Raw genomic sequence first — 20819 nt, 5'->3', positions numbered from 1 at the left:
TCAGCCCTTACTTGCGTCTGCACGGCGCTTGACGTACAGGTTCACGATGGTGGCGAGGAGAAGCATCAGGCCCAGGAAGAACTTGAACCAGTCCGGGTTCCACTGGGCGTACACGATGCCCTTGTTGGCCATGCCGAAGATGAAGGCACCGATGGCGCCGCCGACGGCTGAGCCGTAGCCGCCGGTCAGGAGGCAGCCACCGATGACGGCAGCGATGATGTAGAGGAATTCGTTGCCCACGCCTTCACCGGACTGCACGGCGTCGAACGCGAACAGGTTGTGCATGCCGAGGATCCAGCCGCAGAATCCGACGGCCATGAAGAGGCCGATTTTGGTGGCTTTGACGGGCACGCCCACGGCGCGTGCGGCGTTCGCGTCGCCGCCAACGGCGAAGATCCAGTTGCCCACCTTGGTGCGCAGCAGAACCCAGGACGCCACGGCCACCAGCGCGATCCAGATGAAGACCGTGTTGTTGACGTCCACGCCGCCGATTTTCACCGAGGAGGCAAAGATGGCTCGAGCCGCCTGGTAGCCGTCCATGTCGGAGATCGATGGGGAGGACACGCCACCGCCGATCATCCGGGTCAGGCCCAGGTTGAGGCCGGTGAGCATCAGGAAGGTGGCAAGGGTGACGATGAAGCTCGGCAGCTTGGTCTTCATCAGGATCCAGCCGTTGATGAAGCCAATGGCCAAGGACACTACGAGGGCCAGGACCACGCCCACCCACACATTCATGCTGAAGTACCAGCTGAACATCGAGGCTGTCAGTGCTGAGCTGATCACGGCCACACCGGTGGAAAGGTCGAACTCTCCGCCTATCATCAGCAGCGACACTCCTACGGCCATGATGCCGATGGTTGAGCTGCCGTAGAGGACGGTGGCGAAGGCGTTCGGCTGGATGAATGTCTGCGAGACGGAAGCGAAGAAGACGAAGAGGACGATTGCGCCGACGAGCGCGCCTACTTCGGGACGCGCAAGTAGTTTCTGGAAGGGGTTCCGCTTGCTGACGCGTTCGTCGCGGACCGCCGGGGACTTGGTCACACTTTGGGTGATGGTCATGATGTTTCTCCTACCTAGCGCCGGATCCGCGGCTTGTCGCCGCGGATCCGGCGGGGCGGGTGTCCTAGCGGACACCCTCCTTGGCAAACTTGAGGACGTCGGGGGCTGCTGCCTGGTCGACGATTGAGGGGCCGGTTAGCACGGGCTGGCCGCCGCCAACGTGGATGCCTGCGCGCTTGGCCTGCCAGAGTGCGTCAATGGCGCCGTAGCCCTGGAGCCACGGCTGCTGGTCAACTGTGAAGGCAACCTTGCCATCGATGATCGCTTGGGCAAGATCACCGTTCATGTCGAAGGAAGCAATCTTGACCTTGTCCTTCAGGTTCAGGGACTCCACGGCCTTGTGAATCGTCAGCGTGAAGGGGGCTCCAAGCCCGATGATGGCATCCGCTTCAGGCGTGGCCTGGAGCTTCGCGGTGACAGTGGAGGAAACCTGCGTCATGTCCGTGCCCTGGACGAACAGGTTCTCGGTGGCCGGAATCTTGGATTTTACTCCGGCGCAGCGGGCATCGAGGGCAACATTTCCCTGCTCCATAATGACGCAGATGGGACGCTTGACGCCCATGGACAGAAGCTTCTCACCTACGGCGGCACCTGCAAGGTTTTCATCCGAACCGAAGTGGGTGAAGGCGCCAAGGCCCTGCCAGACGTCGGCTCCGGAGTTGAGGCTTACCACCGGGATGCCGGCGTCCGTTGCCTTCTTCAACGCGTCCTTGAGCGCATCCGGCTTGGCCAGGGTCACGGCAATGCCGTCAACTTTCTGGTCGATGGCCTGTTGGATCAGCTGCGCCTGGCGCCCGCCCTCAGGGTCCGAGGTGTAGAGCAGCTCCACGTTGTCCTTCGCCGAGGCTTCCTCGGCGCCCTTGCGCAGGATGTCCCAGAACGTGTCGCCCGGAGCGGCGTGGGTGACGAGAGCGATCTTCATCCGCTCGGTAGTGGCGACCTGGCCGCCGCCGGAGGTGCCGCCCTGTTCGGTCCTGCCGCCGGTGCTGGAGCAGGCGCTAAGTGCCATCATGGGGACGACCGCGGCTACCAGCGCCGCCTTCCGCCAGGAAAACTTCTTCACGATAAATCTCCTTCGATTTCGGGCTGACAACACGCTTCATCGCGTGCTCTGAAAATGCCTTCACCTAGATCATGGTGACCCGGTTCACAAAAGTCAATACTTTGTCCTGACATTAGCATGTTCTTACGTAAACAAACTTGCCTTTCCCTGATGATTGGGCCGTCCAACGCAGTCCCCGGAACTCCATCGGACAAAGGAAAATGCCCCCTTGAGGTCGTCTCAAGGGGGCATCATCTGGGTACTCAGCGTGTCTGCGGCACGGCCTCGCCGTCGCGCTCCGCCACGGCTTCGGGCCGTTCCCCAGCCACATTCTTGAAGTAGTGCTCCAGGTCCTCAAGGCTCTTGTCCTTGGTCTCGGGAACGTACCTGGCGGCAAAGGCAATAGCCCCAACGCCCAGCACGGCAAATACGAAGAAAGTGTTGGAAAGCCCAATGCCTGCCAGGAGTTGCGGGAAGCCGAAGCCCACCAGGAAGTTCACGATCCAGAGCACGAACGCGGACGCACCCATGCCGAGCCCGCGCATCTTCAGCGGAAAAATCTCGGACAGCATCAGCCAGGTCACGGGTGAAATGGCGCCCTGCTGGAAGGCCAGGAATGTCACAGTCAGCGACAGGATGACGAAACCCCGCGCAGCGCCCTCCGGCAGGATCAGCGAGAAGAGCCCGATCAGCAGCAGCGCCGTCGTCGTCCCTACCTGGCCCGTAATCAACATCCGGCGGCGGCCCACCTTGCCCAGGAGCCAGATGCCGACAAACGTGGCCAGCACAGAGATGACGCCGTTGGCGATGTTGGCTGTCAGCGCAGCTTCCCGCCCGAACCCGGACTCTGCCAGGATCTGGGTTCCGTAGTACATGATGGAGTTCACGCCGGTGATCTGCTGGATCACCGCCAGGCCGATCCCCACCATGAAAATCCTGCGCAGCCATGGAATTCCCAGGTCCCTCCAGGAGCCCATCTTGGACTTGTAGTCCTCTACGGCCATGGCCTTGACCTCTTCGAACTCCGCGCGCGCTTCAGCCTGCGAACGGATGCGCTGCAGCACGCTGAGCGTTTCGCCGAAGCTGCCCATGGAAGCCAGCCAGCGCGGACTTTCCGGCATGAAGTTCATCCCGATCCACAAGGCGATGGCAGGGAGCGTCGCAATGACGAGCATCCAGCGCCAGATGCCGCCGGCCTCGCCGAAGGTGTTGCCGAGGTAGGCATTGAAGATGAACGCCAGCAGCTGGCCGGTGACGATCATCAGCTCGTTCTGGGTCACGATCCGTCCGCGGCGGGCGCTCGGAGACACTTCCGCCAGGTACACGGGCACGGTAACCGACGCGCCGCCGACGGCGAGACCCAGCACGAACCGGGCTGCGATCATCACCTCCGTGTTCGGCGCGAAAGTGCAGGCCAGGGTACCCAGCAGGAAGATGACCGCGAGGACCATGATCATCCTCCTGCGCCCATTCCGGTCCGCGAGCCGGCCGCCGAACAGGGCGCCAAACGCAGCACCGAACAGCAGGGAGGACGTTACCAGCCCCTCCGTCAGGGGAGTCAGCCCCAGGTCCTCCTCCATATACGGGAGGGCGCCGTTGATAACGCCGGTGTCGTATCCGAAGAGCAGGCCTCCGAAGGTGGAGATGATGGTGACAGTGCGGAGTGCACGCTTGTGGTTCGTCGGCTGCTTGGACTGGGTATCTGCTGGAACAGGGGAACTCATCCATTCACTTTCTGGACGTACTGCTTCATGGTCTCCAGCTGGTAGCGGGAAACCTCGTCGGCATTCTCGTCTTCCGCGAAGACGCTGGACACCATCACGGTATCGTCCCGGTCCAGGAAGCCGATCTCCTTCAGTCCGCCAAAGAACTCATCCCAGTTCACGTCGCCGTCCCCAATTTTCAGGTGCTGGTGGACGCGGACCGGGTTGCCCGGCGGGTTGGTGATGTAGCGCAGGCCGTGGGAGGCGTGGTGGTCCATGGTGTCCGCAACGTGCACCAACCGCAGCTTGTCCCCTGCGGCCCGCATAATGTCCAGCGGCGGATTCTTCATGTGGAAGCTGTGCGAGGCCACGTAGACCATGCCAACGTTCTTCGAGTTGACGCCGCGGATCACGCGGAGGGCGGCGAGGCCTTCTTCCACGAAGTCGTCCGGGTGCGGGTCGATCAGCAGGTCGATGCCCTCCCGTTCGATGATGGGCAGCAGTTCCTCCATGGAGCGGTAGAAGGCCCTTTCGGACTCCTCCGCCTTCTCCGGACGACCGCTGAACTCGGTGTTCATCGTACTGACGCCAAGGTCCACGGTGATCTGGATGGCACGCTTCCAGTAGCGGACAGCCGCTTCCCTGGCGTCCTCGTCCGGCCCGGACCAGCGAAGCACCGGCAGTACGGAGGCAATTTCGATCCCCGCATCCTTGCAGGCCTTGTTCAGCTGGCGCACAAGTTCGTCATCCGCTTTGGGATGGTTGAAGAAGGGAATGAAATCCGCGTGCGGCGTCATCTGCATGTACTTGTAACCGAGGTCCGCAGCCACCTTCGGGAACTCAAGCAGGCTGTGCGAATGGTGGAACGGGGTGGGGTCAAGGGCGATTTTCACGAGAAACACTCCATCGTGGATCAGAACGGCAGGCCGGGAGGTTACTTGTACAGGTCGGGCTTTGCGGCGAGCTTCACGGCGACCTTTTCGCCGTTCTTCTGCGCTTCGACGCCTGCTTCGCAGCATGCTGCGGTGGCGTAACCGTCCCAGGCGGTGGGGCCTCCAATTTCGCCCTTAAGTGCCGCGTCCACCCATGACTGGATTTCGACGTCGTACGCCGCGCCGAAGCGCTCCTCGAAGCCGGGCGTGACGTTGCCGCCCCAGTGGCCGGCGCTGCGGGTGTAGGGTCCCTTGTCGCCGCCAATGTTGACGACGCCTTCCTCGAAGGAAGCCTGGGTGGCCACTTCGTAGCCGAACTTGGCGTTGACGAAGATTTCGACGTCGGCCAGGACGCCGGACTCAGTCTCAATCAGTACGTGCTGGGGGTCGTGCTGGCCTGCCGGGGCATTACGGGTGGTCTTGCCCAGGCGGACCTGGACGCTGGTGATTTCCTCACCGGTGAAGTACCTGATGGCGTCGAACTCGTGCACCACGGAGTCGTTGATCAGCATCTCGTTGGTAAAGCCATCCGGGGTGGTGGGGTTCCGGTGCTGGTGGTGCAGCATGAGCAGTTCGCCCAGTTCGCCGGTCCGGATGATTCCGCCCAGGGCCGCGTACTCGGCGTCGAACCGCCGCATGAAGCCCACCTGGATGCGCTGGTGGCCCAGCGCCACCTCAGCCTCGACGACCTTCCAGGAGGATTCGGCGTCGGGGGTCAGCGGCTTTTCGCAGAGGATGGGGATGTCCTTGGCGAGGGCCTTAAACAGGATGTCCTCGTGCAGGAAACCGGGGGTGGCGATCAGGACCGCGTTGACATCGCCATTGTTGAGGGCTTCCTCGGCGTCAGCAAGTGCCACGGCGCCAGGGATGCCTTCGATGGCAGCCTGGGCGCGGGCCAGGTCAACGTCCACGACGGCGGCAACTTCGGCTCCGTGGATGCGCTTGTTGAGGCGCTGGATGTGGTCCGCACCCATGCGGCCGGCACCGATGACAGCTACGCGCAATGTTTCAGTCATTGTCTTTTCCTTAAGTGTCTTGGAGGTAATCAGTTGACGGCGGTACGGGAGCCGCAGGACAGCAGGTACTTGCGGGTGCGCTTGGCAATCGGCATCGGCACATCGAACGCGACCGGATACATGTCCTGCTCCACAATGCCAAAGATGGGACGGTTCAGTCCTTCGACGGCTTCGATGACCGCGCGGAGGTCCGGCAGGCCATTGGGCGGTTCGGTCATGACACCGGCCAGGTTGGCGGCGGCCCACGTCATGTTCTCCTCGTTGACCTTCTTGAGGATCTCCGGATTGATCTGCTTCAGGTGCAGGTAGCCGATGCGGTCCGGGTAGTTCTTGATCAGTTCCAGGCTGGAAGCACCGCAGTATTCGGCGTGGCCGGTGTCCAGGCACAGGTTCAGGTACTGCGGGTCGGTGGCAGCCAGCAGGGTTTCAATGTCCTCCTGGGCACCCACGTGCGAGTCGGCGTGCGAGTGGAACTGCTGCTTCAGGCCGAAGTCCTCCAGCAGGGTCTTGCCCAGGCGGTTGTGGCCGTCGAAGAGGTCACCCCAGGCCTTGTCTGTCAGCGTGCCGCTTTCGACAGCCTCGCCGGTGACATCGTCGCGCCACATGGCCGGGATAACCACAATGTGCTCGCCGCCCATGGCTGCTGTCAGCTCGGCTACCTTGCGGGCCGGTTCCCAGGCGGTCTCCCACTGGTCCAGGCCCCGGTGGAAAGCGGTGAACACTGTGCCGGCGGTGACCTTCAGGTCGCGGGCCTTGAGCTCCTCGGCCAGCCGGGTGGGGTCGGTGGGAAGGTAGCCGTAGGGGCCCAGCTCGATCCACTTGTAGCCGGATTCTGCTACCTCGTCCAGGAAGCGTTCCCATGGGGTCTGTTTCGGATCGTCCGCGAACCAGACGCCCCAGGAGTCCGGTGCCGTGCCGATGATCAGCTTGTTCTCAGTCATGACAGCGTTGTCTTTCTAGTTGGACGGAAAGTTGTAGGAGGCGCCGGAGGCGTGGTGGGTTTCGGGCCAGCGTGAGGTGACCACCTTGCCGCGGGTGTAGAAGGAGACGCCCTCGGGGCCGTAGATGTGCTTGTCGCCGAAGAGCGAGGCCTTCCAGCCGCCGAAGGAGTGGTAGGCCACCGGCACGGGCAGCGGCACGTTGATGCCGATCATGCCCACGGTGACGGAGCGCTGGAACTTCCGGGCGGCGGCACCGGAGGAGGTGAAGATGGCGGTGCCGTTGCCGTACGGGTTGGCGTTGATCAGCGCGATGCCGTCCTCAAGGGTGTCCACGCGGACCACCACCAGGACCGGTCCGAAGATCTCCTCGGTGTAGGCGGTCATTTCGGTCTTGACGTGGTCGATCACGGTGGGGCCCACCCAGAAGCCGTCTTCGTGGCCGGTGACTACCAGATCGCGGCCGTCCACCACCATGGCAGCGCCGGCCTGTTCGGCTTCGGTGACGATCCGGACGATGCGTTCCTTGGAAGCAGGGGTGATGACCGGGCCCATTTCGGCGTCGGCTTCGGTACCGTTCTTGACCTTTACGGCAAGGGCGCGCTCTTCGACCTTCTTGACGATCAGGTCAGCAGCATCCCCGACGGCGACAGCGACCGAGATGGCCATGCAGCGTTCACCGGCGGAACCGAACGCGGCGGCGGCGAGGTGGTCGGCGGCGTTGTCCAGGTCGGCGTCAGGCATGACGATGGCGTGGTTCTTCGCCCCGCCCAAGGCCTGGACCCGTTTGCCGTGCTTGGTGGCGGTCTCGTGGACGTACTGCGCGATCGGGGTGGAGCCAACAAAGGAGATGCCGTCCACGTCCGGGTGGGTCAGCAGCCCGTCAACGGTTTCCTTGTCGCCGTGCAGGACCTGGAATACGCCGTCAGGCAGCCCGGCTTCCTTCCAGAGCTTGGCCAGGAGCAGCGAGGCGGAAGGGTCCCGCTCAGAGGGCTTGAGGATGAAGGCGTTGCCGGTGGCGATCGCCATCGGGGCCATCCACAGCGGCACCATCACCGGGAAGTTGAACGGGGTGATGCCTGCGACCACGCCGAGGGGTTCGCGGAAGTTGAAGACGTCGATGCCGGTGGACACCTGGTCGGAGTAGTCGCCCTTGAGCAGGGTGGGGATGCCGCAGGCGTATTCGATGACCTCCAGGCCGCGGCCGATTTCGCCCTTGGCGTCGGAGAGGACCTTGCCGTGCTCCGCGGTCACCAGCGCGGCGAGGTCGTCCACGTGCGCGGCGACGAGTTCGCGGAACTTGAACAGCACGGCGGTGCGCTTGGCCAGCGAAATGTCGCCCCAGGTGTCGGCGGCCTTGCGGGCAGCAGCGACGGCGGTGTCCAGGTCGGCGCGGTTTGCCAGGCGCAGGGTGGCGGACACGGCGCCGGTGGCCGGGTTGTACACGGATGTGGTCCGGTCACCCTCGCCGACGGTCTCGGCGCCGTTGATGAAGTGGTTGATGACGGTGGTCTCAGTGGTGGTGGCAGTCATGGGACTCTTCCTTGAGTGGTGTAAAGAGAGTGCGTGGTGGGTCAGGAGACAGGGGGTCAGCCGAGCAGTTTGCGCTGGCGGGACTTGTGGTCGGTGTAGGTCTGGAAGGCCGCTTTGGTGGATTCCAGTTCGGAAACCTGGGAGACGGGAACGTCCCACCAGGATTCCGACGACGGCGCGTCCAGGAGCGGGTCCGACTCGACGTGGATCAGGATCGGGCCGGAACCTTCAGGCGCTGCCTTCGCATCGCGGATGGCCTGTTCGAGTTCGGCGATGACCTTCTCCCCCGGTTCGATCCGGATCACCTTCACGCCCAGGGACCGGGCATTCAGGGCCAGGTCAACGGGCAGGGTCTCGCCTTCATCGAAGCTGTGGTGTTCCTCATCCAGTGCCCGGTACTTTGTGCCGAACCGCTGCGAGCCGAGGGATTCGGACAGGGAGCCGATGGAGGCGTAGCCGTGGTTCTGGATCAGGACGACGATCAGCTTGATGCGTTCGGCGACGGCGGTGACGAGTTCCGTGTGCATCATCAGGTAGGAGCCGTCCCCCACCATGACGACGACGTCCCGCACCTCCGCGCCATCGCCGCCTGCCGCCGTCGTGCTTGCCGCTTCGGCGAGGACCGCACGCTTGACGCCGAGGCCGCCGGGGATTTCATAACCCATGCAGGAGTAGGCATATTCGACGTGGTAACCGAACGGGTCCCGGACCCGCCACATCTTGTGCAGGTCACCGGGCAGGGACCCGGCGGCACAGATGACCACGTCGCGGGCGTCCATGGCGCGGGAGGTGGCGCCGATAATTTCGTTCTGCGCCGGCAGGGGCGTGTGACGGGTGTCGAACGCTTCGTCCACCGTGGCGTCCCAGCGCTTCTTCTCGGCCGCGACCTGCTGCTCCAGGTCGGCGCCCACGCGGTAGCCGCCCAGGGCTGCGTTGAGCTTGACCAGTGCCTTGCGGGCGTCGGCCACGATGGGCAGCGTGGTGCCGTGCTTGTACGCGTCGATCGGGGCGACGTTGATGTTGATGAAGCGCACGTCAGGGTTTTGAAAGGCGGTCCGCGACGCGGTGGTGAAGTCCTCATAGCGGGTGCCGATGCCGATGACCAGGTCCGCCTCGGCAGCGATGGCGTTGGCCGCCGTCGTGCCCGTGGAGCCGATGGCTCCGAGGCTGAACCGGTGATCCCAAGGCAGGACGCCGACGCCGGCCTGCGTGTTGCCCACCGGAATGCCGGTCAGCTCCACGAACTTCGCCAGCTCGTCGTTGGCATAGGCGTAGAGGACGCCGCCGCCAGCGATGATCAGCGGCCGCTTCGCGGCACGGATCGCCTCGGCGGCACGGCGGATGTCGCCATCCTCCGCGTCCGGGCGGCGGATCCGCCACTCCCGCTCGGCCAGGAACTCCTCCGGGACGTCGAAGGCCTCGGCCTGGACGTCCTGCGGCAGCGATATGGTCACGGCACCGGTCTCGGCAGGGTCCGTGAGGACCCGCAGGCCGTGGTGGAACGCGGAGAACAGCTGCTCCGGCCGGTTGACCCGGTCGAAGAACTTGGACAGCGGCCTGAACGCGTCATTGACCGTCAGGTCGTAGGCGTAGGGCTGCTCGAGCTGCTGCAGGACCGGGTCCGCGGCGCGGGTGGCAAAGGTGTCACTGGGCAGCAGCAGCACGGGAAGCCGGTTGGTGGTGGCGAGCGCGGCGCCGGTGAGCAGGTTGGACGAGCCCGGGCCGATGGAGGTGCTGACCGCGAAGGTCTGGCGGCGGCGTGTGTGCCGGGCATACCCCACGGCCTGGTGCACCTGGGCCTGCTCGTTCCGGCCCTGGTAGTAGGGCATGATGGCCGGGTCCAGCTGCTGGTACTGCTTCAGCGCCTGGCCCACGCCGGCCACGTTGCCGTGGCCGAAAATGCCGAAGGTTCCCGGGATCAGGCGCTCCCGGTAGTCCACCCCGTTGACCGAGTCCACGGTGTACTGCCTGGAAAGGTATTCGACGACCGCCTGCGCCACCGTCATGCGGCGGGTTCCCTGTACTGGTGCCATGGTGGGTCTACTCCGATGCTTCTGAAGTGTGGTTGAGAAGGGAAGCGGCGGTGGCGACGGCGCCTGCCACGTCCCCGTCAGCGGGATACAAGAGGGTCCGGCCAACGGTCAGGCCCTGCACTCCGGGAAGGGCAAGGGCTGCCTGCCAGCTGGCGAAAACTTCATCCTGGCTGCTGTCCGGGTCCCCGCCCAGGAGCACCGTAGGCATGGTGGTGGCGGCCATAACGCGTTCCATCTCCGCCACCACTGGCAGCTTCATCCAGGTATAGGCGCTGGTGGAACCCAACCCTTCGGCGATGGCAATCGACTTGATCACGGCGTTCGGCGTGAGGTCATTGCGGACCCTGCCGTTCTCGCGGACCGAGAGGAACGGCTCCACCATGGCGATCAGCTTCCGCTCCGCCAGGGAGTCAATGGCCTTTGCCGTTGCCTCAAGGGTCACCACGGTATCGGGGTCGCCCAGGCAGATGCGGGTCAGCATCTTGCCGCCGTCGGCGCCCAGGGCCTCAAGCGCTGCTGCGGTGTGCCCGGTGAAGCGGTCATCAAACTCGTTAACCAGCCCGGCAAGACCGCCACGGTTCATCGAGCCAAACACCAACTTGCCGTCCAGGGCTCCGAGCAGGAGCAGGTCGTCCATGATGTCCGGTGAGGCCAGGACGCCGTCAACCGCCGGGTTGGCCAGCGCGACCTGCAACCGGTCCAGCAGCTGCCGGCGGTCCGCCATGGCTACCGGATCGCTTCCGACGGCAAGGGCGCCGCGCGCGGGGTGGTCAGCAGCGACGATGAAGTTCTGCCGGCCGGACTTCAGTCCCGGATGGCGACGGCGGGCCTGGCGGCGCGGGCAACGGCGTCCGGATCTTCCAGCCCGGATGGTGCTCAGGTGTTCGTAGCGGCGGGGATCGTCATTGACCGCGTGGTTGGAGGCAATGGGCGTCAGGGTCACAGCGCGGCTCCTTCCGTGGCAAGCTGCTCAGAGGCGCCCGTAACGCTGCCAGGCACGGTGCGGCCGCGTTCGGCCAGCAGGGTGTTGACCTCTTCCGGCGTCGGCATGGCATCTGCGCAGGAGAGGCGGGAGGCGACGATGGCACCCGCGGCGTTGGCGTAGTCGAGGACCTGTTCCAGCGGCCATCCCGAAAGCAGGCCGTGACAGAACGCGCCGCCAAAGGAGTCGCCGGCTCCAAGCCCGTTCAGTGTTTCCACCGGGACCGGGGCGGAGACCACGCGCTCGGTGCGGGTCTTCGCCATCACGCCCTCGGCGCCGAGTTTGACGACGGCGATTTCCACGCCGGCGGCCAGGAGGCGGTCCGCCTGCTCGTCAGGGGTCCCCTCCCCCACAGCCACGGCACATTCCTTGTCATTGCCGATGGCAACGGTGACATGCGGGAGGATCTTGGCCACCTCGGCGCGGGCTTCTTCTTCCGAGTCCCAGAACATAGGCCGGTAGTCGAGGTCCAGGATAGTGAACTGGCCCTTCGACAGGCCGGTGCGGGGACGGGCCTCATGGGCGGAAAGGTGCGCGCTGCGGCTGGGCTCCTGGCACAGGCCCGTTACTGTGGACCAGAAAATACCGGCCTCGCGGATGGCGTCCAGGTCCAATTCCTCTGCCTTGATCTGCAGGTCCGGGGCCGTGGGGAGCCGTCCGTAGAAGTACAGCGGGAACTCGTCCGTAGCCGGCTTGATGGCACAGAAGGTCACCGCCGTCGGGTACTGCTCCACGGGTGACACGAACGTGTCATCGACGTTGAACTTGTGCAGTTCGCGGTGGAGGTACTTTCCGAACGCATCGTCCCCGGTGCGGGTAATCACACCTGTCCGGCGGCCGTGCCTGGCTGCAGCGACGGCGACATTCGACGGAGAGCCGCCAAGGTACTTTCCGAAGGACGTCACGTCCTCCAAGTCAACCCCAATGTCGTTCGGGTAGATATCAACGCTGATGCGCCCGATCGTAAGAAGCTCGTGGGTCACGGTAATCGTGGACCTTTCTGATGTGGAACTCTAAACCTGTTATGAGGGAGCCCTGGACTCGCTGCGGTGACTTACGCCACGGGCACTACTTTGCCCTAGCTTGGATGTCCTGTCAAACGTTTGTACTGACATACTTACAACGCGACGTGGTCGCTCTGAAATGACGGGCCATCCCAAACGGACGGCCTACTTTTTGGGTACAGCCAGTTCGCCGGTGACATATTGAGCACGGCCAAATCCAAAGGACCAGTCGCCGGCAGTGTTCTCCACATAGCCGATGAACACGTCTTCCCCGGCGATGCCCACCTCCCCGAGCTTTTCCGCCACGGCAGCGAACAACCGCTGTTTCGCTTCCTGCGATCGCCCACCCTGCGTGAAGATCTGGATCATTACTACATCCCGGGTCCGCTCGAACCCCAGGCCGGCATCCTGGGCAAAAATCTGCCCCTCTGGGTGCTCGGTGAGGATATGGAAGTAGTCCCTCTCGGGGATCGAGTATTCAGCCAGGATGGCGTCGTGGATGCCCCGGCTGAGCTGCTGCAGCGCTTCCCTGCCGCGCCCTTCATTTACATCAATGCGTACAAGCGGCATTCGCTTCTCCTTCGAGACTTTGTATTGACATACTAACAAAGCCGCCCCGCCCGAAGCAAGACCCAAAGGCTTGAAAAGGCAGCAAGACACGCCTACTCTTAAACAACCGAAAGGTTGATAAACGCGAAGATTGATGAAGGATGGCCCCGGTGAGCTCCGACAGCGCGGCCTTGGACTCGGCCTTCATGGCCCTGGCCGATCCCGTCCGGCGCAGTATCATCGCCCGGCTCAGCCGGGGTCCGGCCACTGTGAACGAACTGGCAGAACCGTTCGAGATCTCCAAGCAGGCAGTCTCGAAACATATACAGGTGCTCGAGCTAGCGGGGCTGGTGACCCGCAGCAGGGACGCACAGCGTCGGCCCGTGCACCTGAACCCGGCGCGGCTTGAGGAACTGACAGCGTGGATCGACCAGTACAGGCTGGTCCGCGAGGGGCAGTTCCGCAACCTCGACGCCGTACTTAGATCACATGCTGCAGCCGGCAGCGACTAATCTCCAAGGAGTCATCATGAGCAATTCCCTGAAACTCAGCGTTCCTGAAGGCGTCCCTTTCATCGACTACGAGCGGGAGTTCGACTTCCCCGTGGCCGATGTATTCCGCGCCCACAGGGAGCCGGACCTGATCGTCCAGTGGCTGGGCCCGCGGGGCTACAAGATGGACATCGACCATTACGATTTCCGGACCGGCGGCAGCTACAGCTACCTCCACACCGGGCCCGAGGGGGTCCCCTATGAATTCAGGGGGATCTTCCACACGGTCCGGGAGAACGAGTTCGCCATCCAGACCTTTGAGTTTGGCGGGTACCCGGACGTCGTCAGCCTGGAATTCATGACGTTCGAGGACCTGGGCAACGGCCGGTGCCGCCTGCGCGGCCACTCTGTCTACCCCAGCCAGGAGGCGCGGGACGGCATGGCACAGTCCGGAATGGAAGGCGGCATGAGCGAGGGCTACGAGCGACTGGACGAACTCCTCAGCGGGGCCAAGGTCTGAAGCGAAAAAAGGGACGACGACGGGAGGTCACCTTCGCGGACGAAGGCGACCTCCCGTCGTCGTACTTAACAGAAAAAAGCGGGGCAACCTGCCGTCCCGAAGGCCGGCAGGTCGCCCCGCTCTACAGCTGTACTGCTTCGCAGCCTAGAGGGCTGCGTAAACCTCGCGCAGCAGCTTGGCGGTCTCGGACGGCGTCTTGCCGACCTTGACGCCAGCGGCCTCAAGGGCTTCCTTCTTGGCCTGGGCCGTTCCAGCGGAACCGGACACGATGGCGCCTGCGTGGCCCATGGTCTTGCCTTCGGGGGCGGTGAAGCCGGCAACGTAACCGACAACCGGCTTGGTGACGTTGGCCTTGATGAAGTCGGCAGCACGCTCTTCAGCGTCGCCGCCGATTTCGCCGATCATGACGATGGCCTTGGTCTCGGGATCAGCCTCGAACGCGGCCAGGGCGTCGATGTGGGTGGTGCCGATGATGGGGTCGCCGCCGATGCCGATGGCGGTGGAGAAGCCAAGGTCGCGCAGTTCGTACATCATCTGGTAGGTCAGGGTGCCCGACTTGGAAACGAGGCCGATGGGGCCCTTGCCGGTGATGTTGGCAGGGGTGATGCCCACCAGGGATTCACCGGGGGTGATGATGCCGGGGCAGTTCGGACCAATGATGCGGGTGACCTGGTTGCCGTCGGCGTCGACCTTGGACTGGGCCAGCGCCCAGAACTCCGCGGAGTCCTGGACCGGAACACCTTCGGTGATGACGACGACGAGGCCGATGCCGGCTTCGATTGCCTCCACCACTGCAGCTTTGGTGAATGCCGGCGGCACGAAGACGATGGAGACGTCAGCGCCGGTTTCTGCCATGGCTTCCTTCACGGTGCCAAAGACGGTGATTTCCTTGTCGCCGTGCAGGACGGTGGTGCCGGCCTTGCGGGCGTTCACGCCGCCCACGATGTTGGTGCCGGCCTTCAGCATCAGGGCGGTGTGCTTGGTGCCTTCGCCGCCGGTGATGCCCTGGACGATGACCTTGGAGTCCTTGTTCAGATAAATAGACATGGTGCGTCCCTTTACTTCGCTGCGTTGGCGAGCTCGGCGGCCTTGTCGGCGCCCTCGTCCATGGTGGCGGCCAGGGTTACCAGCGGGTGGTTGGCCTCGTTCAGGATCCGGCGGCCTTCCTCGACGTTGTTGCCGTCGAGGCGGACTACCAGCGGCTTGTTCGCTGTGTGGCCGAGCTCGGCCAGCGCGCCCACGATGCCCTTGGCGACGGCGTCACAGGCGGTGATGCCGCCAAAGACGTTCACGAACACGGACTTGACCTGCTCGTCACCCAGGATGACGTCCAGGCCGGCGGCCATAACCTCGGCGGAGGCTCCACCGCCGATGTCCAGGAAGTTGGCGGGCTTGACGTTGCCGTGGTTTTCACCAGCGTAGGCAACGACGTCGAGCGTGGACATGACCAGGCCGGCGCCGTTGCCGATGATGCCTACTTCGCCGTCGAGCTTGACGTAGTTCAGGTCCTGCGCCTTTGCCTTGGCCTCGAGGGGATCGGCAGCGTCCTTGTCCTCAAGGAGGGCGTGCTTGGCGTGGCGGAATTCGGCGTTCTCATCGAGGGAGACCTTGCCGTCCAGGGCCACGATTTCGCCGGCACCGGTCTTCACCAGTGGGTTGACCTCCACCAGGGTGGCGTCTTCCTTCTTGAAGACGTCCCACAGCTTGAGGATCACGGCGGCGACCTTGCCGCGCAGTTCCTCGGGGAAGCCTGCGGCTGCGACGATCTCGTCAGCCTTGGCCTGGTCAATGCCCACGGCGGGATCGATGGCGATCTTGGCCAGGGCTTCCGGGCGTTCGACGGCGAGCTGTTCGATTTCCATGCCGCCCTCAACCGAGCACATGGCCAGGTAGTTGCGGTTTGCCCGGTCCAGCAGGACTGAGAAGTAGTATTCCTCGGCAATGTCCGCGCCCTGGGCGATCATCACCTTTTTGACGGTGTGGCCCTTGATGTCCATGCCCAGGATGTTGGTGGCGTGTTCAAATGCCTCATCCGCGGACTTAGCAACCTTGACGCCGCCGGCCTTGCCGCGGCCGCCGACCTTTACCTGCGCTTTGACGACAGTTACGCCGCCGATCTTCTCGGCAGCTGCCTTTGCTTCTTCTGGGGTGTACGCCACGATGCCGGCAAGCACGGGTACACCGTGCGCCTCGAACATATCGCGCGCCTGGTATTCAAACAGGTCCACGGTTTAGTGTCCTTCTACGTCGAAGTAGTTTCTGTACAGTCGGACACCATCGAAGACGATGACCGGGCTGCGGAATTGCACGCACCGGGGCCCTGTTGGAAACGAGCCACGCGGCGTGATGCTCCACTGGGAACTCTAGTCCTTTGTAGGGACCGGCCCGTCCCAGAGTACCCCTTATGTGAGTAACGACACTATTCTATGGAACGTAGAAAAACCGCGGATTTACGCGGATTTTGAGGGCTCGCCGGGGGCCGGCGAACTGCTGCTGCGGGGTACGGAGATCAGTTCGTAACGTTCGGCGGAAACGAAGAATCCGATGCCTGCTGAGACGTTTCCGCACGCGACCCCGCCGTTGTACGCAGAACACCGCAGCCCGTTGCGCTCGAGGTTCTGGCCTTCCGCGAGGACAGGCAACTCCGCGATCGGACCGGTCTTGTTTCCCTTTGGACCGTACGTTGCTTCCATTTGTGTGACACCGGAACGGCATTCGCCGTACCGTGCATCGTCCGGCGTGAGCAGCGCTACCCCGCCCAGGTAGCCGAGGTTGGTCCCCGCGCAGTCATCTTCCACGTCGCCCTGGTCCGGCTTGGGGTAGGTGGCCAGCTCGCAGTGGGCTACCGGCACAATGGCCAGTTTGTTGTTCTCGCTGTCGCTGAAGCCGTTTTGCCCGTACGGGAGGTTGATGTGGGCGCCGCGGGCTGACGTCAGGAAACACGCTACTGTCCGGTCCTCCGTAACAAACGCGAGGAGGTCGTCGGTGCCCGAGAAATCCTGGGGATCCACCAACGCTGCCTGCTTCAACTGCTCCAGGGGTGGAAGGGGCGGCGGAGGCTCATAACCGGGGTCCTCAACGGTGACCGAACAAGCCGTTGCGGCCATCAGGGACAGCGCGGCGGCCATCCCCCACACAATCCGTCGCATGGCACCCATTATGCGTTACTGCGGCAGCCGCCTGGAGCCGGGGACACTTTCGATGACCTCTGCTGCTGCCTGCGCCGGATCCTGCCGTGCGAAGTCTTCCCGCATCTGTTGAGCCCGGTTCTTCCACTGCGGGTCAGCAAGGATGGAACGCACAGCCGCACGGATCTTCTCCGGCGAGGGCGCCTCGGTCCGCAGGTTGATGCCGGCACCGGCGTACTCCACCCGTGCATTGACGTCACTCTTGCCCTCGTTGATGCCCGACACCACCAGCGGGACGCCTGCCGAGAGTGCCAGCTGTACACCGCCAAACCCGCCGTTGGTGATGAAGACATCCGTGGATCCAAAGGCCGCGCCAAAGTCCACGTAGTCCCTGATGTGGATGTGCGGTTGCGGATAGCGCTAACGCAGCTCCGCGGTCTTCCTGCCGCCGGTTGCCACGATGACCAGTGCGTCCATGTCCTTCAGCGCTTCCAGCGCGGGAATGATCAGTTTGTTCTGGTCCGCGTTGTCCATTGTGCCCTGGGTGAGCACAATGGTGGTCCGGTATCCGCGCGGCAGGTCTTCCGGGTCGGTATCACCGGGTGGCCGGAAGGGCAGGAGGGCCCCGACATATTTCACTTTCGGGTTCCTATTGCGGCGCGGAAAGTCGAGGGACTCGGTGCCGGCCTGGATGATGGCATCCGAGCACCGGTAGGCATCGTCGGTGAGCCTGGCCCCTTTGGGCACGTCCAGCCCATAGAAGCTGTGCTGGCGCTGGTAGCTCTGGTGGGCAGCGCGGAGAATCACTTTGTCCGACAGCAGCCCGGCCATGCCCTGCAGCGCCTTCTCGGCAGGGTTCCGCGGCGGCCGGAAGCCGAAGAAGAGTGGGGGCACCAGCGGATCGCTTTCCATATTGGGAATCACCACTACATTCACTACCGGCTTGGCCAGCAGGTGCGCAACGAGCCGCTGGATGAACATGGAGTGGTCCACTACCAGGACGTCGAAGGGGAATTCCCGGTCCAGCTCCCGGATGTCCTCAAAGAAGTTGCTGATGTTGCTGGCGAAGATCTTTTCACCGTCAAAACCGATAGCCATGGGTCCGTTGAGTTTTGCCCGTTCCGGGTACAGCTCGAAGAGGTTGTCGGCGCGGTGCTCAATGGCCCGTTTGAAGGGAAGGATGGGAATTCCGAGGTCCTGGAGCTTTCGGGCGAACACCGGCCCCGTGTACCAGCGGACATCATGTCCTCGCTCCTTCAGCTTCATGGCCACTCCGGTCATCGGATTGAAGTGGCCGTCGATTGCTTGGCTCGCGAACAGGATGTTCATGGTCCGCTCCGGTTGCTAGGCGCTGAGTTTCGTCAGCGGCGCGTACCGCAGGAGCAGGCGTTTCTCGCCGACGTCGAACTTCACCTTCGCCACGGTCTTGTCCCCCGCCCCTTCCAGGGCCAGGACCGTACCATTGCCAAAACTCGTGTGGTTGACCTTGTCCCCCACGCTCACAGCAATGATTTCCTTCTGCGGCTGAACCCGGTTCCGGGCAACGACCGCAGGGACATCGGCATTGAAGCCGGCTGATGAATCAGCCGCGGCGCCCCTTGCCGTCCCGGCGCCCCAGAAGGACCCGCTGTAGCGGCCGGACCCGATGGAGCCGCTGTTTCCCCAGCCGGCCTGGCGGCTGGTTCCTTCGCGTTTCCATTCCAGGAGCTCGGCCGGGATCTCCTCCAGGAACTGGCTTGCGGGGTTGTACTGGCTTTGGCCCCACATGCTGCGGACCTCGGAGCGTGTGACGTAAAGCCGTTTCCGGGCGCGTGTGAGCCCTACATAGGCAAGCCGTCGCTCCTCCGCCAGTTCCTTGGGGTCGGTGGCCGAGCGCTGGTGCGGGAAGAGTCCATGCTCCATGCCGGTCAGGAACACCACAGGGAACTCGAGGCCTTTGGCGGTGTGCAGCGTCATCAGGGTGACGACGCCCAGGCGTTTGGCCTCAGCTACCGCCTCGTCAATATCCGCACCGGGCGCATCGGGGATCTGGTCAGCATCTGCCACCAGGGAAACCTGCTCAAGGAATGCTTCCAGCGTCCCTTCCGGGTTCTCCTGTTCGTATTCGCGCACGACGGCGACAAGTTCCGCCAGGTTTTCCACGCGGGATTCGTCCTGGGGGTCAGTGCTGGACCGCAGCGTGGCAAGGTAGCCGGTCTGCTCCAGGACTGCTTCCAGCGCTGCCGCGGCGCCGGATCCGGCTGCCACCTCTGCCAGGTCGTCCAGGAGCTTAACAAAGCCGAGCACTGCGTTGACGGAACGCGTGGCCATCCCGGGAGCCTGGTCGGCACGCCGGGCGGCAGCCATGAAAGACGTGCGTTCGCGCTGGGCAAGGGCAGCAACGGCCCCTTCGGCACGGTCGCCGATGCCCCGCTTGGGTTCGTTAAGCACCCTGCGGAGGTTGACGTCGTCGTCCGGGTTCACCAGCACCCGAAGGTAGGCAAGGGCATCCTTGATTTCCTTGCGCTCATAGAAGCGCGTGCCGCCCACCACCTTGTAGGGCAGGCCCACCCGGACAAGGACATCTTCAATGGAGCGGGATTGCGCGTTGGTCCGGTAAAAAATCGCGACATCCCCGGGACGGAGGTTGTCCTCATCCTGGAGCCTGTCGATCTCCTTGGCGATGAACTGGGCCTCGTCATGCTCGTTTTCACCGACGTAGCCGATGATCTTGTGGCCCTCGCCCTCGGCGGTCCACAACCTCTTTTCGGGCCTGTTCGGGTTCCGGGAAATCACCGAATTGGCCGCGCTGAGGATGTTCTGGGTGGAGCGGTAGTTCTGCTCCAGCTTGATGGTCCGGGCTTCGGGATAGTCCTTCTCGAACTCCACGATGTTGCGGATGTCGGCCCCGCGGAAGGCGTAGATGGACTGGTCGGAATCACCCACAACGGTGAGCTCGGATGCCCCCGGCCCCTGCCCCACGATCTCCCGTACCAGGGCGTACTGGGCGTGGTTGGTGTCCTGGTATTCATCCACCAGCACATGCCGGAACCGCCGGCGGTAGGACTCGGCCAGCGCCGGGAACGCCCGGAACATGTAGACGGTCTCGGCAATGAGGTCGTCAAAGTCCATGGCGTTCGCCTGGCGCAGCCTCTGGGTGTACCCCTTGTAGACGTCCGCCACCGCCTGCTCGAACGGATCGTTGTAGTTCGCGGCCGAGGCGTAGGAATCAACGTCGATAAGTTCGTTCTTCAACGCCGAGATCTTGTGCTGGATGGCCTTCGGTGCAAACTTCTTGGGGTCCAGGTCCAGTCCTTTGGACACCTGCGTAACCAGCCGCAGCGAATCGGCGGAGTCATAGATGGAGAAGTTCGACTTCAGGCCAACGTTGGCGGCTTCCTGGCGCAGGATCCGAACGCAGGAGGAGTGGAACGTTGAAATCCACATGATCTTGGCGCGTCCGCCCACCAGGGCCTCGATGCGTTCCCGCATCTCGGCAGCGGCCTTGTTGGTGAAGGTAATGGCAAGGATTTCGCCGTGGTGCGCCCGGCCCGTGGCGATGAGGTAGGCAATCCTGTTACTGAGGACGCGGGTTTTTCCTGACCCGGCTCCGGCCACGATCAGAAGCGCCGGGCCCGCATGCTTGACCGCTTCCTCCTGCTGGGGGTTCAGCCCTTCCAGGAGTTGGGCCGCGCCAGGCCTGCGGCTGCCCTGATCTTTCCCTTCCGGTGCCCGGTCCAGGCGGACGCTGCCGCCCGTCGCGGATGCCGCTGCGGCGCCTTCGGACGGCGATTTGGTGCGGGCAGCCGCGGCGGGAGCAGCTTTGAACGGTCCGTCAGAGTACGGGTCAAACAACATATCCATGGTGCCTACAAGTCTAGGCGGTGGGGCAGACACACAGTTCCAGCCT

Annotated in this window: 18 protein-coding genes and 1 pseudogene; 2 read left to right on the top strand and 17 right to left on the bottom strand. The window is 63.7% G+C overall.

Translation table 11 applies throughout. The features are described from left to right. The 11 genes and pseudogenes from ASPHE3_RS04280 to ASPHE3_RS04230 form a co-directional block, all read right to left on the bottom strand. Window positions 1-1059: an ABC transporter permease gene (locus tag ASPHE3_RS04280; protein WP_013600002.1), complete on the bottom strand. Its 1059-nt coding sequence runs from the start codon at window positions 1057-1059 to the stop codon at window positions 1-3. 64 nt (window positions 1060-1123) lie between these two features. Continuing rightward, window positions 1124-2122, bottom strand: a complete 999-nt coding sequence (locus tag ASPHE3_RS04275; RefSeq protein WP_013600001.1) for a substrate-binding domain-containing protein — start codon at window positions 2120-2122, stop codon at window positions 1124-1126. A gap of 242 nt (window positions 2123-2364) precedes the next feature. After that, entirely contained in the window at window positions 2365-3825 is a 1461-nt protein-coding gene (locus ASPHE3_RS04270) for a sugar porter family MFS transporter (RefSeq protein WP_041651972.1), read from the bottom strand. Further along, window positions 3822-4697, bottom strand: coding sequence for a sugar phosphate isomerase/epimerase family protein (locus ASPHE3_RS04265; RefSeq protein WP_013600000.1), 876 nt, complete (start codon window positions 4695-4697; stop codon window positions 3822-3824). The genes ASPHE3_RS04270 and ASPHE3_RS04265 overlap by 4 nt, the downstream gene beginning before the upstream one ends. Before the next feature lie 41 nt (window positions 4698-4738). Next, on the bottom strand, window positions 4739-5752 hold the full coding sequence (locus ASPHE3_RS04260; RefSeq protein ID WP_013599999.1) for a Gfo/Idh/MocA family protein: 1014 nt from the start codon (window positions 5750-5752) through the stop codon (window positions 4739-4741). Between the two features lie 29 nt (window positions 5753-5781). Continuing rightward, window positions 5782-6693, bottom strand: coding sequence for a sugar phosphate isomerase/epimerase family protein (locus tag ASPHE3_RS04255; protein WP_013599998.1), 912 nt, complete (start codon window positions 6691-6693; stop codon window positions 5782-5784). A 15-nt stretch (window positions 6694-6708) separates the two neighbouring features. Further along, a complete protein-coding gene (locus ASPHE3_RS04250) occupies window positions 6709-8223 on the bottom strand; it encodes a CoA-acylating methylmalonate-semialdehyde dehydrogenase (RefSeq protein WP_013599997.1) in 1515 nt (504 codons plus the stop codon). Window positions 8224-8279: 56 nt separating this feature from the next. Continuing rightward, window positions 8280-10229: a 3D-(3,5/4)-trihydroxycyclohexane-1,2-dione acylhydrolase (decyclizing) gene (gene iolD / locus ASPHE3_RS04245; RefSeq protein ID WP_013599996.1), complete on the bottom strand. Its 1950-nt coding sequence runs from the start codon at window positions 10227-10229 to the stop codon at window positions 8280-8282. Window positions 10230-10263: 34 nt separating this feature from the next. Then, window positions 10264-11199, bottom strand: a pseudogene (locus ASPHE3_RS04240) (Cgl0159 family (beta/alpha)8-fold protein). Next, the gene (gene iolC / locus ASPHE3_RS04235) at window positions 11196-12221 is read right to left on the bottom strand and encodes a 5-dehydro-2-deoxygluconokinase (RefSeq protein WP_013599994.1); all 1026 of its coding nucleotides are present in this window, start codon (window positions 12219-12221) and stop codon (window positions 11196-11198) included. The pseudogene ASPHE3_RS04240 and the gene iolC overlap by 4 nt, the downstream one beginning before the upstream one ends. Before the next feature lie 186 nt (window positions 12222-12407). After that, entirely contained in the window at window positions 12408-12812 is a 405-nt protein-coding gene (locus ASPHE3_RS04230) for a tautomerase family protein (protein ID WP_013599993.1), read from the bottom strand. Between the two features lie 140 nt (window positions 12813-12952). Between ASPHE3_RS04230 and ASPHE3_RS04225 the strand changes: the two genes are divergently transcribed. After that, entirely contained in the window at window positions 12953-13303 is a 351-nt protein-coding gene (locus tag ASPHE3_RS04225) for an ArsR/SmtB family transcription factor (RefSeq protein ID WP_409372047.1), read from the top strand. Between the two features lie 16 nt (window positions 13304-13319). Further along, the gene (locus ASPHE3_RS04220) at window positions 13320-13802 is read left to right on the top strand and encodes an SRPBCC family protein (protein WP_013599991.1); all 483 of its coding nucleotides are present in this window, start codon (window positions 13320-13322) and stop codon (window positions 13800-13802) included. A gap of 144 nt (window positions 13803-13946) precedes the next feature. Here ASPHE3_RS04220 and sucD read toward each other — a convergent pair whose 3' ends face one another. The 6 genes from sucD to pcrA form a co-directional block, all read right to left on the bottom strand. Further along, on the bottom strand, window positions 13947-14849 hold the full coding sequence (gene sucD, locus ASPHE3_RS04215) for a succinate--CoA ligase subunit alpha (protein WP_013599990.1): 903 nt from the start codon (window positions 14847-14849) through the stop codon (window positions 13947-13949). Between the two features lie 11 nt (window positions 14850-14860). Beyond that, a complete protein-coding gene (gene sucC / locus ASPHE3_RS04210) occupies window positions 14861-16030 on the bottom strand; it encodes an ADP-forming succinate--CoA ligase subunit beta (protein WP_013599989.1) in 1170 nt (389 codons plus the stop codon). Window positions 16031-16252: 222 nt separating this feature from the next. Continuing rightward, window positions 16253-16960, bottom strand: a complete 708-nt coding sequence (locus tag ASPHE3_RS04205; RefSeq protein ID WP_041651971.1) for a hypothetical protein — start codon at window positions 16958-16960, stop codon at window positions 16253-16255. 6 nt (window positions 16961-16966) lie between these two features. After that, entirely contained in the window at window positions 16967-17326 is a 360-nt protein-coding gene (locus ASPHE3_RS04200; RefSeq protein ID WP_302050774.1) for a glycosyltransferase, read from the bottom strand. A 24-nt stretch (window positions 17327-17350) separates the two neighbouring features. Continuing rightward, window positions 17351-18259, bottom strand: a complete 909-nt coding sequence (locus ASPHE3_RS04195; protein WP_013599986.1) for a glycosyltransferase — start codon at window positions 18257-18259, stop codon at window positions 17351-17353. A 15-nt stretch (window positions 18260-18274) separates the two neighbouring features. After that, a complete protein-coding gene (gene pcrA / locus ASPHE3_RS04190) occupies window positions 18275-20773 on the bottom strand; it encodes a DNA helicase PcrA (RefSeq protein ID WP_041651970.1) in 2499 nt (832 codons plus the stop codon). Window positions 20774-20819: the final 46 nt, after the last annotated feature.

This window comes from Pseudarthrobacter phenanthrenivorans Sphe3, assembly GCF_000189535.1.
In the GTDB taxonomy this organism is placed as follows: Bacteria; Actinomycetota; Actinomycetes; order Actinomycetales; family Micrococcaceae; genus Arthrobacter; species Arthrobacter phenanthrenivorans.
This window is presented reverse-complemented; position numbering and strand designations above follow the sequence as displayed.

What these genes read in the sequence shown, in the direction of transcription:
- ASPHE3_RS04260 (WP_013599999.1), bottom strand. Translation starts at nt 5,752, where the DNA reads ATGACTGAAACATTGCGCGTAGCTGTCATCGGTGCCGGCCGCATGGGT.
- ASPHE3_RS04255 (WP_013599998.1), bottom strand. Translation starts at nt 6,693, where the DNA reads ATGACTGAGAACAAGCTGATCATCGGCACGGCACCGGACTCCTGGGGC.
- ASPHE3_RS04230 (WP_013599993.1), bottom strand. Translation starts at nt 12,812, where the DNA reads ATGCCGCTTGTACGCATTGATGTAAATGAAGGGCGCGGCAGGGAAGCG.
- sucD (WP_013599990.1), bottom strand. Translation starts at nt 14,849, where the DNA reads ATGTCTATTTATCTGAACAAGGACTCCAAGGTCATCGTCCAGGGCATC.
- ASPHE3_RS04225 (WP_409372047.1), top strand. Translation starts at nt 12,953, where the DNA reads ATGGCCCCGGTGAGCTCCGACAGCGCGGCCTTGGACTCGGCCTTCATG.
- ASPHE3_RS04250 (WP_013599997.1), bottom strand. Translation starts at nt 8,223, where the DNA reads ATGACTGCCACCACCACTGAGACCACCGTCATCAACCACTTCATCAAC.
- pcrA (WP_041651970.1), bottom strand. Translation starts at nt 20,773, where the DNA reads ATGGATATGTTGTTTGACCCGTACTCTGACGGACCGTTCAAAGCTGCT.
- ASPHE3_RS04205 (WP_041651971.1), bottom strand. Translation starts at nt 16,960, where the DNA reads ATGGGTGCCATGCGACGGATTGTGTGGGGGATGGCCGCCGCGCTGTCC.
- iolD (WP_013599996.1), bottom strand. Translation starts at nt 10,229, where the DNA reads ATGACGGTGGCGCAGGCGGTCGTCGAATACCTTTCCAGGCAGTACACC.
- ASPHE3_RS04270 (WP_041651972.1), bottom strand. Translation starts at nt 3,825, where the DNA reads ATGAGTTCCCCTGTTCCAGCAGATACCCAGTCCAAGCAGCCGACGAAC.
- ASPHE3_RS04280 (WP_013600002.1), bottom strand. Translation starts at nt 1,059, where the DNA reads ATGACCATCACCCAAAGTGTGACCAAGTCCCCGGCGGTCCGCGACGAA.
- ASPHE3_RS04195 (WP_013599986.1), bottom strand. Translation starts at nt 18,259, where the DNA reads ATGAACATCCTGTTCGCGAGCCAAGCAATCGACGGCCACTTCAATCCG.
- ASPHE3_RS04220 (WP_013599991.1), top strand. Translation starts at nt 13,320, where the DNA reads ATGAGCAATTCCCTGAAACTCAGCGTTCCTGAAGGCGTCCCTTTCATC.